The sequence below is a fragment of the Burkholderia sp. Ac-20384 genome (assembly GCF_017104605.1).
Taxonomy (GTDB): Bacteria; Pseudomonadota; Gammaproteobacteria; order Burkholderiales; family Burkholderiaceae; genus Burkholderia; species Burkholderia lata.
The window spans coordinates 1-14,384 of sequence record NZ_JAAGPE010000243.1; the positions used below are offsets into that span (position 1 = coordinate 1).

The window sequence follows — 14,384 nt, forward strand, 5'->3', positions numbered from 1 at the left end:
TGTCCCGCATCGGCCGGCGCGAACACGAACGTGCCGCGCCACCCCGGCAGGTGCCAGATCTCCTGCCCGTCCCACGCGAGCATCGTTTCCGGATGTGAGCTCCCGGTGCCGTCATCGGCCGGTTCGCTGCTGTCACCCGCTTCCCAGTAGACGACATCGCGATAAAGGCGCAGGCATTGCCCCGCGTGATCGACGCGCAGCGCATGCGCGACATTGGTGGCACGCAACTGCCGCATCATGTTGGCAAGCCGGGCGGCCGACGCCCCCGGCAAGCCGAGCCGGCGCATCCAGAAGCGCAGCAGGTTCGCGCCGCGCGTGTCGTCGAACGCGACCAGCGCGTCACGCGACAGCGCCTGCCCGTCATCGCGCGCGGCAACGGCGAAATCGAGTTCGGCCAGATCGTCGAGCAGTCGCTGTGCAGCAGCCGCATGCTGGGCCGCGCGGCCGAGCGCGTCGCGAAAGCCCGGGAAATGCACGGCCAGCGCCGGCAGCACGTCGATGCGCAACGCATTGCGCGCATAGCGTGTGTCATGGTTCGATTCGTCGTCGATCCACGCCAGGCCGTGCTGCGTCGCATAGCGCTCGAGTTGCGCACGCAACAGTCGCAGCAGCGGACGCACACGCTCGACGCTCACGCCGTCGGGTCGGTAACGCGGCGCCATTGCGGCAAGCCCCGCGATGCCCGCGCCGCGCAACAACTGCAGCAACACGGTCTCGGCCTGGTCGTCCGCATGCTGCGCGAGCCATAGCGTGGCCACGCCGTGGCGCTCACCCATCTCGTCGAGCGCCGCATAGCGCCGCTCGCGCGCCGTCGCCTCGACACCGAGGCCGCTGTCGCGCGGCACGTCGACGTGCATCGACTCGAATGCGACACCGAGCCGGGCCGCACTCGCCTCGGCATGCGCAACCCACGCGTCGGCATTCGCACTCAGCCCGTGATGCACGTGCAGCGCGACGCAGCGCGACGCGCCCGCGACGCGCACGGCCGCGTCGAGCAGCACCGTCGAGTCGAGGCCGCCGCTGTACGCGATCGCGATGCGTGCATCGGGCGCCATGCCGGAAAGCGCAACGCCGACCGCGTCGAGGACGACGCGGTCGGCGGAGAATTCGGTTGGCGGAATCACGAGAGGAACGCGCGCGCAGCGGCGCGCGAATGGAGGACGCAGCCGGTCATGCGCCCGGCGTGGTTTCCTTGAACTTGCCGTAGGCCATCAGGCGCTCGAAGCGGCGCTCGCGCAGCGCATCGATGCTCATGCCCTGGAACTGGCGCAGCGAATCGGCCAGCGCACGGCGCAGCAGCGCAGCCATGCCCTTCGGATCGCGATGCGCGCCGCCGAGCGGCTCGTTGATGATCTTGTCGATCAGGCCGAGCGCCTTCAGGCGGTGCGCGGTCAGGCCCAGCGCTTCCGCTGCTTCCGGCGCCTTCGCGGCGCTCTTCCACAGGATCGACGCGCAGCCTTCCGGCGAGATCACCGAGTAGGTCGAGAACTGCAGCATCATCACGGTATCGGCCACCGCGATCGCGAGCGCGCCGCCCGAACCGCCCTCGCCGATCACCGTCGTGATGATCGGCGTCTTCAGTTCGGCCATCACGTACAGGTTGCGGCCGATCGCCTCCGACTGGCCGCGCTCTTCCGCGCCGATGCCCGGGTACGCACCCGGCGTGTCGACGAACGTGAAGATCGGCAGACCGAACTTCTCGGCGAGACGCATCAGGCGTTCGGCCTTGCGATAGCCTTCCGGACGCGGCATCCCGAAGTTGCGCGCGGCGCGCTCCTTCGTGTCACGGCCCTTCTGATGACCGATCACCATGCACGGATGGCCGCCGAAGCGCGCGAGGCCGCCGACGATCGACACATCGTCCGCGAATGCGCGGTCGCCGTGCAGCTCGTGAAAGTCGGTAAACAGTTCCGCTACGTAGTCGAGCGTGTACGGACGCTGCGGATGCCGCGCGATCTGCGAAACCTGCCACGGCGACAGGTTCGCGTAGAGGTCTTTCGTCAGTTGCTGGCTTTTCTTCGACAGCCGCTCGATTTCTTCCGAAATGTCGACAGCCGAGTCGTCCTGCACGAATCGCAGCTCTTCGATCTTGCCCTCGAGTTCGGCGATCGGCTGTTCGAAATCCAGAAACGTGGTCTTCATGTGTTCGAATCCTTGGGTCTTGCGGCAGCGCGTATTCTACCCGCGCGGGCGACGCTCAAAACCGGCTCTCAACTATTGATGTTTAAAACCCGATAGCCGCCGCTCAGGCGTCGGCGTCGGGCGCATCGAGGCTGCGCCACATATACCAGGTCGCGACGGTGCGCCACGGTTCCCAGTTGGCCGCAACCTCGCGCGCCTCACTGCGCGTGACGGGTTCCCCGCTGAAGTAATTGACGCTGATCGCGCGGATCAGGCCCGGGTCGTCGAGCGGCAGGACGTCCGGCCGCGACAGGTTGAAGATCAGGAACATCTCGGCCGTCCAGCGGCTGATGCCGCGGATCTGCGTGAGTTCCGCGATCACGTCCTCGTCGTCCATCGACGTCCATTTGTCGACGTGCAACGCGCCCGACACGAAATGTTGCGCGAGATCGAGGATGTATTCCGTCTTGCGCTTCGACAGCCCGCACGCGATCAGCTTGTCCGCACCGAGCCGGATCACCGGCTGCGGCGCGAGTTTCGGACAGGCATCCCCGATGCGCGCCCACAGCGACTGCGCCGACGGAACCGAAATCTGCTGGCCGACGACCGAGCGCGCGAGCGTGACGAACGGGTCACCGCGCTTCACGAGATGCGCGGGACCGAACTTCGGAATCAGTTTCTTCAGGATCCGGTCGCGCTTGACGAGGTCCGCACATGCCTTGTCCCAGTAAGCAGGACGCACGACGACCTCCTCGCCGTCCGCTTCGGACGCACGGGCCTTGCGGGCCGCGTCGGCGGCCGGCAGCGCAGCCGCCGGCTGCGCATGACCGTTGAGCGCGCCGTTCGGCACGGCGCGCGTCGCGTCCGTCTTCGCCGGCGGCACGCGCTTGGCTGCCGGACGCGCGGCGACCGGGGTCGCGCGCCTGACCGGCGCTTTTCTGGCCGTTGCCATCTTGCCTCCTACCTGACGGATCGGTCAGTGGAACGCACCGCGCTCATACGCGACGCCATTCGGTCGATCCGCCCGGTTTGTCTTCAAGTGCGATACCAGTCTCGAGCAGTTCCGCCCGGATCCGGTCCGCTTCGGCATAGTCCTTCGCTTGCTTCGCCGCGACGCGCGCGGCGATTTTCGCTTCGATCTGGTCGGCGGCGAGCCCGCCCGCCTGCGCGGCGCCGGACGCCTGCTGCAGGAACGCGCGCGGTTCGCGGCCCAGCAGGCCGAGCAGGCCCGCCAGTTGTTTCAGTTGCCGCGCGAGCGATGCGTCGCGCGTGCGATTCACCTCGCCCGCCAGCTCGAACAGTGTCGCCACCGCAACCGGCGTGTTGAAGTCGTCGTTCATCGCGGCCGCGAAACGCTGCGCGTGCGGCTCGTTCCAGTCGAGCGCGAGCGTGTCGGCTTCAACATCTTTCAGTGCGGTGTAGAGACGCGTGAGCGACGCACGCGCATCGTCGAGATGCACGTCGCTGTAATTGAGCGGCGAACGGTAGTGCGTGCGCACGATGAAGAAGCGCATGACTTCGGCATCGTAGCGCTCGAGCACTTCGCGGATCGTGAAGAAGTTGCCGAGCGATTTCGACATCTTCTCGTTGTCGACCTGCACGAAGCCGTTGTGCATCCAGTAATTGACGAACGTCTGGCCGGTCGCGCCTTCGCTCTGCGCGATCTCGTTCTCGTGGTGCGGGAATTGCAGATCCTGCCCGCCACCGTGGATGTCGAAATGCTCGCCGAGCAGCGTGCAGCCCATCGCCGAGCACTCGATGTGCCAGCCCGGGCGACCCATCCCGTACTTCGACGCCCACGACGTGCCTTCCGGATCTTCCGGCTTCGCGCGTTTCCACAGCACGAAATCGAGCGGATCTTCCTTCGCGTCGTTCGCGGCGACGCGCTCGCCGGCGCGCAGGTCGTCCAGCGACTTGCCCGACAGCTTTCCGTAGTTCGCGAACTTGCGCACCGAGTAATTGACGTCGCCGTCGGTCGCCTGGTACGCGTAACCGTTCGTCTCGAGCGTCTCGATCATGCCGAGCATCTGCGGAATGAACTCGGTCGCGCGCGGCTCGATGTCGGGCCGCTGGATGCCGAGCGCACTTTCGTCGTCGTGCATCGCGCCGATGAACCGGTCGGTCAGCGACTTGATCGTCTCGCCGTTCTCGACCGCACGGCGGATGATCTTGTCGTCGATGTCGGTAATGTTGCGCACATACGTGACCCGGTAACCGATCGCACGCAACCAGCGCTGGACGAGGTCGAACACGACCAGCATGCGCGCGTGGCCCACGTGACAATAGTCGTATACGGTGATTCCGCATACGTACATCCGCACTTCGCCGGACTGGCGCGGCACGAAAACTTGCTTGTCACGCGCGAGCGTGTTGTAGATGCGCAGTGATTCCATAGAGATGAACCGTGAGCCGAAGGAAACCGCCCTGGCGAAGCTCGCCCAGCATGCGAAACGGACGGACCATCTGCTGCGGCACCAGGCCGAGCGTCCTCGATATCACATGGGGCGGTCAGGCTGCAAGCACAGCGGTGACGGCCACGAGAGGCAAAGAAAGACTGTCTGCCGCTCGCCGGAACGCGCAGACGTTTTGTTAGAATGGCTCGGAGTATAACATTCCGATTTACGCCTATGAAACCTCATCGCGGCCGCGCGCAGAGCGCTGCGACCCTCGTTGCGACCACCGTCATGGGCGTCGCGCTGACGCTTTTCGCGGTCCCCGCGGCGCATGCGCAGAAGGCCCCGGCCACCGCCGACGGCACCCCCGAAATCGACGCATCGATCGCCGGCAAGCAGTGGAAGCAGGCGCTCGCGCAGCTCGACGCGCGCATCGCATCGAACCCGCACGACGTGCAGGCACAGTTCAAGCGCGGCACCGTGCTGGCCCGCCTGAACCGCGATGACGACGCGATCCAGCAGTTCGTCGCGATCACGCAGGCGTACCCCGAACTGCCCGAGCCGTACAACAACCTTGCGGCGCTTTACGCGAAGCATGGCCGTTACGACGAAGCGCGCACCGCGCTCGTCACGGCGACGCAATCGAACCCGAGCTACTCGCTCGCGTACGAGAACCTCGGCGATCTTTACCTGCGCCTCGCGGCCGAGTCGTACAAGCGTGCGCAATCGCTCGGCCGCACGAGCGGCGCGACCGCGCAGCGCCTCGCCGATCTCCAGAAGATCGTGTCGCCGCCGAAGGCCGCGCCGAACGCCCGCGCAGCCGCACCGACCACGCGCGACTACAGCGATCGCGCAGCCGCGAACGTGGGCACCACCACGCTGCCGATGTCGCCGACGTTCCAGTTCAGCGGTCCGTCGGGCGCACTGGCGGCGCCGTACGTCGCGCCGTCGCAATAAGCGGCGCGGCCTTCTTTCCCTCCCAACCTGAGGATCGCAATGAAACGTCTGTTGCTGGCGCTTGGCGGCGCCGCCCTTCTCGCGACCGCGACCGCACCTGCGTTCGCGCAATCGGCTACCGCGCACCCCGTCGTGCAGCTGAAGACCTCGCAGGGCGACATCCGCGTCGAGCTCTACCCGGAGAAGGCGCCGAAGTCCGTCGCCAACTTCCTCGATTACGTGAAGGCCGGCCAGTACAACGGCACGATCTTCCATCGCGTGATCAAGGGCTTCATGATCCAGGGCGGCGGCTACAAGACCAACTTCGAGGAGAAGCCGACCCGCGCGCCGATCCCGCTGGAGAGCCGCAATGGTCTGAAGAACCTGACGGGCACGATCGCGATGGCACGCACGAGCGATCCGAACTCGGCCACCGCGCAGTTCTTCATCAATACGGTCGACAACAGCGGCCTCGACTACCCGAACCCGGACGGCAACGGCTATGCGGTGTTCGGCAAGGTCGTGTCGGGTCTCGACGTCGTGAAGAAGATCGAAGGCGTCGCGACGACCTCGCGCGGCCCGATGCAGGACGTGCCCGCGCAACCGATCGTGATCGAATCGGCCAGCATCGTCTCGAAGTAAGAACCTGCCGGCACGTCCGGCGCCACACGCGGCCGCGTCGCACGACCGGCCGCGTGCCATTTAAACCGCCTCACCGAAGGAATTCATCATGGTTGAACTGCATACGAACCACGGCGTGATCAAGCTCGAGCTCGACGCCGCGAAGGCACCGAAGACGGTCGAGAACTTCCTGAACTACGTGAAGAAGGGCCACTACGACGGCACCGTGTTCCATCGCGTGATCAACGGCTTCATGATCCAGGGCGGCGGCTTCGAGCCGGGCCTGAAGCAGAAGCCGACCGATGCGCCGATCGACAACGAGGCGAACAACGGCCTGAAGAACGACAACTACACGGTCGCGATGGCGCGCACGAACGATCCGCACTCGGCGACCGCCCAGTTCTTCATCAACGTGAACGACAACGACTTCCTGAACCACTCGTCGCCGACGCCGCAAGGCTGGGGCTACGCGGTGTTCGGCAAGGTCGTCGAAGGCCAGGACGTGGTCGACAAGATCAAGGGCGTCAAGACGGGCAACGCTGGTTTCCACCAGGACGTGCCGGCTGACGACGTCGTGATCGAGAAGGCCGTCGTGGTCTGACGCGCAGTATACGGAGGCACTTCGATGTTGCAGGAGAGTCCGCCGCGAAGCGTCTCCGCGGGCGTGCCGGGCGAGCGCGAATACGCGCAAGCCGCACGCCCGTTCCTGTTTCTCTCCGATCTGCACCTGAGCGAAGCGATTCCGAAGACGGTCGCCGCGTTCGAGCATTTCGTGAAATACACCGCCGACAGCGCCGACTCGGTGTTCATCCTCGGCGACCTGTTCGAATACTGGATCGGCGACGATATCCTCGACGACGATCCGTTCGCCGCACGCATGGCCGCGCTGATGCACACGTTCTCGGAGCGCGGCATTGCGCTCTACGTGATGCACGGCAACCGCGATTTCCTGCTCGGCCGGCGCTTCATGAAGGCAGCCGGCGCGATGCTGCTACCCGACCCTTCGCTGATCATGGCGTTCGGCCAGCGCATCGTACTCGCGCACGGCGACGCGCAATGCACGGCCGACCGCGGCTACCAGTTGTTCCGCCGCTTCGCACGCAACCGCGTCGCGCAATGGCTGTTTCTCGCGTGGCCGTTCCGCTGGCGCCGCGCACTCGCGCAACGCATGCGCTCGAACAGCGAAGCAGGCCGGATGCGCCCTGCTTCGGCGATTTACGATGTCACGCGTGAAGGCGTGGCCGCGCTGTTCCGGAAAAGCCGTGCGAGCGTGATCATTCACGGCCATACGCACCGCCCCGCGCGGCACATGGAACCGGGCGGCATCCGCTGGGTGTTGCCCGACTGGGATCTCGACCACGGCGAGCCGCGCGGCGGCTACCTGCGCGTCGATGCGGAAGGCATCCACGCGATGCCGCTGGACTGACACCGCCGCTGCCTGCGCACCCGCAGGCAGCCGCCGGCCTCCATCGCATTACGCCTGGCGTTCGACCGACTTGCCTTCCAGCACGGCCGACAGCCGGCGCAGGTCGAGACGCGCCGCATCGGCGCCCTGCAGCGTTTCCAGGTGCGTGCCGAGCCGCTCGAGCGCGGCGACGATCTCGTCGACGCGGCGGCTTTCCTTCGCCGCATGATCGATCAGCCCGTGAATCGCAAGCGACATCGGATCATCGGCATTCGGCGTGATCCCGTATGCGCAGAACGCCGCACGTTCGGGCTGCGGCTTCGGCTGCGCCGGCATCACGACGCGCGCCGGATTGCCCACCGCCGTGCCGCCTGCCGGCACCGGCTTCACGACGACCGCGTTCGAACCGATCTTCGCACCCGCACCGACCGTGAAGCCGCCGAGCACTTTCGCGCCCGCACCGACGATCACGCCGGCCTCGAGCGTCGGGTGGCGCTTGGCACCGCGCGTGAGCGACGTGCCGCCCAGCGTCACGCCCTGATAGATCGTGCAATCGTCGCCGACGATTGCCGTCTCGCCGATCACGACACCCATCCCGTGATCGATGAACACACGCCGGCCGATCGTCGCGCCGGGGTGGATCTCGATCCCCGTCATGAACCGGCCGGCCTGCGACGCGAAACGCGCGAGCCAGTAACGCTTCGCGCGCCAGCATGCGTGCGCGAAACGATGCAGCAAGAGCGCATGCAACCCCGGATAACAGGTCAGCACTTCCCATGCACTGCGAGCGGCGGGATCCCGCTCGCGAATCGTTGCAACGTCTTCGCGCAGTCTCGTGAACATGATGTGGTCTGGGAAAAGGCCGGCGCGCATCGCCGGCAATGACCGGCCGTTATCGCGCCGGGTAATTTACTTATGACGTTTGGCGATTGTAGGGCGAGTCGCGCAGAGCCGCACGAGCCCGCGCGTTCACCCCGCCGCTGGCGCGGGTATTCGGGCGGAACGCTCGCTGTTGCCGGGTTTGCGGGGTGGTCGACCGGGTGGCGCGATCGGCCCCGGTGCTTCAGGCGGCCGACCCGGCACCTGCCGACGGGGCGATTGCCCCGCGTGCAGGGACATTCGGCACCCCGTGCGCCGACCGCTTACGCGTCGCCGTCCGGCTTGCCCGATTTCAGCAGGATGTGCTTCGCGACGCCGCGCAGGATGTTGACCTCCTCGCGCTCGAGACCCGTGCGCGCGAACAGGCGCCGCAGCCGCGGCATCAGCTTCTTCGGGTTGCGCGGATCGAGGAAATCGAGCGCGATCAGCGCGTTCTCGAGATGCACGTACATCCGCTCGATCTCGTCGCTCTGCGCAAGCGTGCCGGCTTCGCCCGACGGTTGCGCCGACGGCTCGCTCGCGTGCTCGAGAAATGCGACACGCAGCTCGTACGCGAGCACCTGCACGGCCTGCGCGAGATTCAGCGAACTGTAGGCCGGGTTCGCGGGGATATGCGCCAGCGCGCTGCACTGCTCGACATGCTCGTTCGCGAGGCCTGTGCGCTCGTTGCCGAACACGAGCGCGATATCGCCCGTGCCGACCTGTGCGCATGCCTGCGTGGCAGCGGCACGCGGCGCCAGGCGCGGCGGCCCGTATTCGCGCGTGCGTGCGGTCAGCGCGATCGACCAGTGAACACCGGACAGCGCGTCGCCGAGCGTCGGCACGACATGCGCGGACGCGAGGACATCGTCCGCGCCGCTGGCCATTGCGATCGCCTCAGGATCGCTCTGCACGTGCGGCACGCGCGGCGCGACCAGCACGAGACGCGAGAAGCCCATCGTCTTCAGTGCGCGGGCGGCCGCCCCGACATTGCCGGGATGGCTCGGCTCGACGAGCACGAAACGGGTGGACGTGAAGCCGCCGGACGGCGGCTGGGACGAGGCCGCGCCCGGCTCGGACGGCGCGGCGGTGATCTGCGGGGTTTCCACTACGATACGACTCGGTTCATCAGAATGGCAGTATGGTATCGCCATCGCCGCGGCAAACCCACTCGTCCGGACGGATAGTGGGGGTTTCCCCGTACTCCGGTCGCCTGAAACCGCCAGAAATCGGGTAAAATCATGCCTTTACGCGCCGCACATCGTGCGACGCGGGTCGTACCCCGTTCTTTGTCAATTCGCGTCTCATCTCGCCTGCCACGCTTGCGCCGTGCCGGGCGGTTGTTCCACTTCGTGGCGGCCCATGCCGTCAGCTACAGGATCCAGGCTCATGCATCCCATGCTCAACATTGCTGTCAAGGCTGCGCGCCGCGCCGGGCAGATCATCAATCGCGCGTCCCTCGATCTCGACCTGATCGAGATCCGCAAGAAGCAGCAGAACGACTTCGTCACCGAAGTGGACAAGGCCGCCGAAGACGCGATCATCGAGACGCTGAAGACCGCCTACCCCGACCACGCGATCCTCGCGGAAGAATCGGGCGAATCCGAGAACGAATCCGAATTCAAGTGGATCATCGATCCGCTCGACGGCACAACCAACTTCATCCACGGCTTCCCGTACTACTGCGTATCGATCGCGCTCGAGCACAAGGGCGTCGTCACGCAGGCTGTCGTCTACGACCCGAACAAGAACGACCTGTTCACGGCCACCCGCGGCCGCGGCGCGTACCTGAACGACCGCCGCATCCGCGTCGGCCGCCGCGACCGCCTGTCGGACGCACTGGTCGGCACGGGCTTCCCGTTCCGCGAAAAGGACGGCCTCGACGCCTACGCGCGCCTCTTCACCGAAATGACGCAGGCCTGCACGGGCCTGCGCCGCCCGGGCGCAGCCGCACTCGATCTCGCGAACGTCGCGGCCGGCCGCCTCGACGCGTTCTTCGAGCAGGGCATCAACGTGTGGGACATGGCAGCGGGCAGCCTGCTGATCACCGAGGCCGGCGGCCTCGTCGGCAACTACTCGGGTGACGCCGATTTCCTGCATCGCCATGAAATCGTCGCCGCGAACCCGAAGATCTACGCGCAGATGATCCCGATCCTGAAGGGTTACACCCGCGTGCATCCGGCGGCGGAGTAAGCCCCGGCCGCGCCCGCGTGGCGCGGCTTTCGCGCATACCGCACGCAGGCATCGTCATGACGGCGCGCCGTTCGCCTCCCGGTTGTCGGGAGGCGGGACAATCTTCCCGCACAAGGGTCGCTTCGTGCGCCTATCCTGAAGTTGCTTGAGTTGTTCGGGCCGGCCAGCGTACTGCCGCTCGCACCGCCTTCCCCGCAATGACAATGAATGGTTTGCGTCCGGCATCCCCACACGGCGGACAACACCGCCGGCCTGCCGGCCCCCGCCCGTATCAACACCGCCACGACGCCGTGGCAATCGCATCCGAGTCCCCATGTTACGGCTAAGCGAAATTAAACTCCCCCTCGACCACCCCGAGAGCGCGCTCGAGGCCGCGATTCGCGAGCGCCTCGCGGAGCTTGGCGTGGCCGCGGACGGCCTCCTCCGCTACACCGTGTTCCGCCGTGCGCACGATGCGCGCAAGCGCGCCGACATCAAGCTCACGTATATCGTCGATGTCGAAGTCACGGACGAAGCGGCCGCGATCAAGCGCCTCGCCGGCAAGCCGCATTGCGGCGTGACGCCCGACATGGCGTACCACTTCGTAACGAAGGCGCCCGAGCACGGCAATTTCCTGCGCCCGGTCGTGATCGGCATGGGGCCGTGCGGCCTGTTCGCAGGGCTGATCCTCGCGCAGATGGGCTTCCGCCCCATCATCCTCGAACGCGGCAAGGCCGTGCGCGAGCGCACCAAGGACACCTTCGGCCTGTGGCGCAAGAGCGTGCTCAACCCCGAATCCAACGTGCAGTTCGGCGAAGGCGGCGCCGGAACGTTTTCCGACGGCAAGCTGTACAGCCAGATCAAGGATCCGAACCACTATGGCCGCAAGGTGCTGGACGAATTCGTCAAGGCCGGTGCGCCGGACGACATCCTGTACCTGAGCCGGCCGCACATCGGCACGTTCCGCCTCGTCAGCATGGTGGAAAAGATGCGCGCGTCCATCCACGAACTGGGTGGTGAAGTGCGTTTCGAAACGCGGGTCGACGACATCGAGATCGATCAGGGCAAGGTACGCTCGCTGAAGCTCTCGAACGGCGAAACGCTGCAATGCGACCACGTGGTGCTGGCCGTGGGCCACAGCGCGCGCGATACCTTCCAGATGCTGCACGATCGCGGTGTCTATATCGAAGCCAAGCCGTTCTCGCTGGGTTTCCGCATCGAGCATCCGCAGGGGCTGATCGATCGCAGCCGCTTCGGCAAGTTCGCGGGCCACAAGCAGCTCGGTGCGGCCGACTACAAGGTGGTGCACCACAGCAGCAATGGCCGCGCCGTCTACAGCTTCTGCATGTGCCCGGGCGGCACGGTGGTCGCGGCAACCTCCGAGCCGGGCCGCGTAGTCACCAACGGCATGAGCCAGTATTCGCGGGCCGAGCGCAACGCGAATGCGGGCATCGTCGTCGGCATCACGCCGGACGACTATCCCGGCGGCCCGCTGGCGGGCATCGCGTTCCAGCGCAAATGGGAAGAGCGCGCGTTCGAACTCGGCGGCGGCGATTACCGCGCGCCGGGCCAGCTGGTCGGCGATTTCATCGCCGGCCGGCCGTCGACGTCGCTCGGCTCCGTGGAGCCGTCGTACAAGCCGGGCGTGAACCCGACCGATCTCAGCACCGCGCTGCCGGATTACGTGATCGAAGCGATTCGCGAAGCCCTTCCCGAGATCGACAAGAAGATCGCCGGCTTCGCGATGCATGACGCGGTGCTCACCGGTGTCGAGACGCGCACGTCGTCGCCGATCCGGATTCGACGCAAGGACGATTACCAGAGCATGAACGTCGAAGGCCTGTATCCGGCCGGTGAAGGTGCGGGGTATGCCGGCGGTATTTATTCGGCGGCGATCGACGGGATCGAAGTCGCGCAGGCGGTGGCGCTCAGCATGGCGTCGGTGCAAACGGCCTAAGGCGCTGGACAGCGTCGGCGCGCGGAGATCGCGCATCGCGTGTGGCCTGCCCTGGCGGGCCGCACGCGGATGATGCAGCAGTACTTATTGCCATATCTGATACGGCTCCGCCTACAAAGCCACGCCAAAACCCGTACCGGACCTGTTCAGGATCGGCAGTGCTCGTACTCGGTAGCGCGGCTGGGAGACCTACGCTCCCGGCATGCAGCCATCTTGTGATTGAACGTGCGCAGACCGCCGCACTTTGCCGCTGACGAAAGCGGCATCACTGGCTGCCGCTGACTTCCCGCTCGGGAAGCCAGTGCAATCGCGAATGCCAATATCAGTCCGTCGGTAGCATCAGTGGATTCCAGACTATCTCCCACAGATGGCCGTTGATGTCACGAAAATATCCAGCGTAACCGCCGTAGAACGTGTCGTGCGGAGCCTTGATGATCTCTGCGCCCGCACGCTCTGCCGCATCCATCGTCTCGTCGACTTCCTTCCGGCTCAAGACATTGTGTCCTATCGTGAAGGCCGTAGGCGAGACGGGCTGCTTCGGCAGGCCCGTATCATGAGAAATATCGTCCTGCGCCCAGAGCGCGAGCTTCAGGCCGCCCGAGAGATCAAAAAAGGCAACTGCGCCATGCTCGAACTCGCGACCGATGATGCCTTCAGTCGGAAGACCGAGACCGTCACGATAGAAGGCGAGGGATTGTTCGAGATCGGCAACGCCGAGGGTGATAACTGAGATTCGAGGTTTCATGTCCATACCCATGCTATTGGCGCCTGCACAATACAGGCATCCTGATAGTCTTGGGCCGTTACGGAGCGCAACGGAAGGACCCGCTGAGCGGGGGCCGGGCCAACCTTCCCGAGCCTAACCTGTTTTAGACGAAACTTAACTATATTCGCGCGAATATGCCGGGTCAATGCGGCGTTCTCAAGGCAGCCGACGTTGCGAGAACACGGGTACGCCCGGGCACGATGTTCTGGATTGTGTCCGCATCGCGATACGACGGCCAGCGCCGTCAAGCCTGGGCATGAACGCGGATAACGCCCCCTCTTCAACACCGGCGACTGGCCAAACGGCCAACTTCGCGCCTTCACCTGAAGCCACTGGTAAACTCGGGCAACCAAAGCAACAACCTGATGCCTGACTTATGACCACGCTGTCGCCCGACGCCTTCGCCGGCCACACCCCGATGATGCAGCAGTACCTGCGCCTTTCCTGACAACGCTTCGATACAAAACCTACGCCTCGACCTACGCTACAGTACGCCGACCCGGTGCAGGCGCCGTAGAATCAAGGAATCCAATATTGCAGCTTCGAAACTTCGTCAAGTAATTCATCCGCACGATCTCTGAGTTTCTCGAGGTTGTAGCGTTCTGCCTTACTGCGAATCGCCTGAAGTCTTGTGCGCCAATATGCGGGATCGCTGATGGCCGTACCGAGTGGAAACTCCCCCCGATTCTCACAAAGTGTGTCAATGGCGTTTTTTACATGCGCCAGTTCTTGTGCAATCACCACATAGCGATCATCCATGCTTACCCCTGTCAATTTCTTGGTGATGATGCAGGGACTCATGGCGACACTGTTGGCCTGGATGAACAGTCAGAATTTGGCGTCAGACAGTGTCACGTAGACTCTCTCGGAGATCAGATTACCGCCATCGGCCCATCAATCCATCTCCGCATCTCCCCCACTACGTTCACCCGGCGTCGCGACCCTAAAATACTAAAAATACTCGCGCATCAGGCTACATGAGCAACCAACAACCCAACCTCGCCCCGATCAGAGAACGTGCGACGATTGTGTGCATACGGGGTCAGCGTGTCTTGCTCGTCGCCCGCGCTGCGTCTCGTACGCGCTCCATGCGCCGACGCCCAGGAGACCGATCCATACCAGCGCAAGCGCGAGCCACAGCTTGCGGTTCAAACT

Annotated in this window: 14 protein-coding genes; 6 read left to right on the forward strand and 8 right to left on the reverse strand. The window is 65.2% G+C overall.

The annotated features are described in order from the left end of the window. The 4 genes from tilS to cysS all read right to left on the reverse strand — a co-directional run. On the reverse strand, positions 1-1,124 hold a 1,124-nt coding region (gene tilS / locus G3O00_RS31440), incomplete at its 3' end, for a tRNA lysidine(34) synthetase TilS (protein WP_206145329.1). A 46-nt stretch (positions 1,125-1,170) separates the two neighbouring features. After that, positions 1,171-2,142, reverse strand: a complete 972-nt coding sequence (locus G3O00_RS31445; protein WP_011352513.1) for an acetyl-CoA carboxylase carboxyltransferase subunit alpha — start codon at positions 2,140-2,142, stop codon at positions 1,171-1,173. A 103-nt stretch (positions 2,143-2,245) separates the two neighbouring features. Further along, complete coding sequence (locus G3O00_RS31450; protein ID WP_039364698.1) at positions 2,246-3,073, reverse strand: DNA-3-methyladenine glycosylase; 828 nt, start codon at positions 3,071-3,073, stop codon at positions 2,246-2,248. 43 nt (positions 3,074-3,116) lie between these two features. Beyond that, on the reverse strand, positions 3,117-4,514 hold the full coding sequence (cysS, locus tag G3O00_RS31455; RefSeq protein WP_174933611.1) for a cysteine--tRNA ligase: 1,398 nt from the start codon (positions 4,512-4,514) through the stop codon (positions 3,117-3,119). Positions 4,515-4,748: 234 nt separating this feature from the next. Between cysS and G3O00_RS31460 the strand changes: the two genes are divergently transcribed. The 4 genes from G3O00_RS31460 (at position 4,749) to G3O00_RS31475 (ending at position 7,497) form a co-directional block, all read left to right on the forward strand. Continuing rightward, a complete protein-coding gene (locus G3O00_RS31460; protein ID WP_174933609.1) occupies positions 4,749-5,471 on the forward strand; it encodes a tetratricopeptide repeat protein in 723 nt (240 codons plus the stop codon). A 39-nt stretch (positions 5,472-5,510) separates the two neighbouring features. Next, complete coding sequence (locus tag G3O00_RS31465; RefSeq protein WP_011352517.1) at positions 5,511-6,092, forward strand: peptidylprolyl isomerase; 582 nt, start codon at positions 5,511-5,513, stop codon at positions 6,090-6,092. 88 nt (positions 6,093-6,180) lie between these two features. Further along, a complete protein-coding gene (locus G3O00_RS31470) occupies positions 6,181-6,672 on the forward strand; it encodes a peptidylprolyl isomerase (RefSeq protein WP_011352518.1) in 492 nt (163 codons plus the stop codon). A 24-nt stretch (positions 6,673-6,696) separates the two neighbouring features. Beyond that, positions 6,697-7,497 (forward strand): UDP-2,3-diacylglucosamine diphosphatase, encoded by an 801-nt coding sequence (locus tag G3O00_RS31475; RefSeq protein WP_206145330.1) that lies wholly within the window; start codon positions 6,697-6,699, stop codon positions 7,495-7,497. 48 nt (positions 7,498-7,545) lie between these two features. On the opposite strand, the gene cysE is transcribed toward G3O00_RS31475, so the two are convergent. After that, complete coding sequence (cysE, locus tag G3O00_RS31480; protein WP_011352520.1) at positions 7,546-8,349, reverse strand: serine O-acetyltransferase; 804 nt, start codon at positions 8,347-8,349, stop codon at positions 7,546-7,548. Between the two features lie 269 nt (positions 8,350-8,618). After that, positions 8,619-9,443: an RNA methyltransferase gene (locus G3O00_RS31485; protein ID WP_041492888.1), complete on the reverse strand. Its 825-nt coding sequence runs from the start codon at positions 9,441-9,443 to the stop codon at positions 8,619-8,621. A 280-nt stretch (positions 9,444-9,723) separates the two neighbouring features. Here G3O00_RS31485 and G3O00_RS31490 point away from each other — a divergent pair, with 280 nt between their 5' ends. Both G3O00_RS31490 and G3O00_RS31495 read left to right on the forward strand, forming a co-directional pair. Beyond that, on the forward strand, positions 9,724-10,527 hold the full coding sequence (locus tag G3O00_RS31490; RefSeq protein WP_174933605.1) for an inositol monophosphatase family protein: 804 nt from the start codon (positions 9,724-9,726) through the stop codon (positions 10,525-10,527). Between the two features lie 313 nt (positions 10,528-10,840). Continuing rightward, complete coding sequence (locus G3O00_RS31495) at positions 10,841-12,463, forward strand: NAD(P)/FAD-dependent oxidoreductase (protein WP_206145331.1); 1,623 nt, start codon at positions 10,841-10,843, stop codon at positions 12,461-12,463. A gap of 322 nt (positions 12,464-12,785) precedes the next feature. Here the strand turns inward: G3O00_RS31495 and G3O00_RS31500 are convergent, their stop codons facing one another. Then, positions 12,786-13,208 carry a VOC family protein gene (locus G3O00_RS31500; protein WP_206145332.1) on the reverse strand — a complete coding sequence of 141 codons (423 nt, stop codon included), beginning with the start codon at positions 13,206-13,208 and terminating at the stop codon, positions 12,786-12,788. A gap of 540 nt (positions 13,209-13,748) precedes the next feature. Beyond that, positions 13,749-13,988, reverse strand: a complete 240-nt coding sequence (locus tag G3O00_RS31505) for a hypothetical protein (protein ID WP_206145333.1) — start codon at positions 13,986-13,988, stop codon at positions 13,749-13,751. Positions 13,989-14,384 lie beyond the last annotated feature (396 nt).

Coding starts and splice junctions, on each gene's coding strand:
- cysS (WP_174933611.1), bottom strand. CDS start 4,514: ATGGAATCACTGCGCATCTACAACACGCTCGCGCGTGACAAGCAAGTT.
- G3O00_RS31445 (WP_011352513.1), bottom strand. CDS start 2,142: ATGAAGACCACGTTTCTGGATTTCGAACAGCCGATCGCCGAACTCGAG.
- G3O00_RS31465 (WP_011352517.1), top strand. CDS start 5,511: ATGAAACGTCTGTTGCTGGCGCTTGGCGGCGCCGCCCTTCTCGCGACC.
- G3O00_RS31450 (WP_039364698.1), bottom strand. CDS start 3,073: ATGGCAACGGCCAGAAAAGCGCCGGTCAGGCGCGCGACCCCGGTCGCC.
- G3O00_RS31500 (WP_206145332.1), bottom strand. CDS start 13,208: ATGAAACCTCGAATCTCAGTTATCACCCTCGGCGTTGCCGATCTCGAA.
- G3O00_RS31460 (WP_174933609.1), top strand. CDS start 4,749: ATGAAACCTCATCGCGGCCGCGCGCAGAGCGCTGCGACCCTCGTTGCG.
- G3O00_RS31505 (WP_206145333.1), bottom strand. CDS start 13,988: ATGGATGATCGCTATGTGGTGATTGCACAAGAACTGGCGCATGTAAAA.
- G3O00_RS31495 (WP_206145331.1), top strand. CDS start 10,841: ATGTTACGGCTAAGCGAAATTAAACTCCCCCTCGACCACCCCGAGAGC.
- G3O00_RS31475 (WP_206145330.1), top strand. CDS start 6,697: ATGTTGCAGGAGAGTCCGCCGCGAAGCGTCTCCGCGGGCGTGCCGGGC.
- cysE (WP_011352520.1), bottom strand. CDS start 8,349: ATGCGCGCCGGCCTTTTCCCAGACCACATCATGTTCACGAGACTGCGC.
- G3O00_RS31490 (WP_174933605.1), top strand. CDS start 9,724: ATGCATCCCATGCTCAACATTGCTGTCAAGGCTGCGCGCCGCGCCGGG.
- G3O00_RS31470 (WP_011352518.1), top strand. CDS start 6,181: ATGGTTGAACTGCATACGAACCACGGCGTGATCAAGCTCGAGCTCGAC.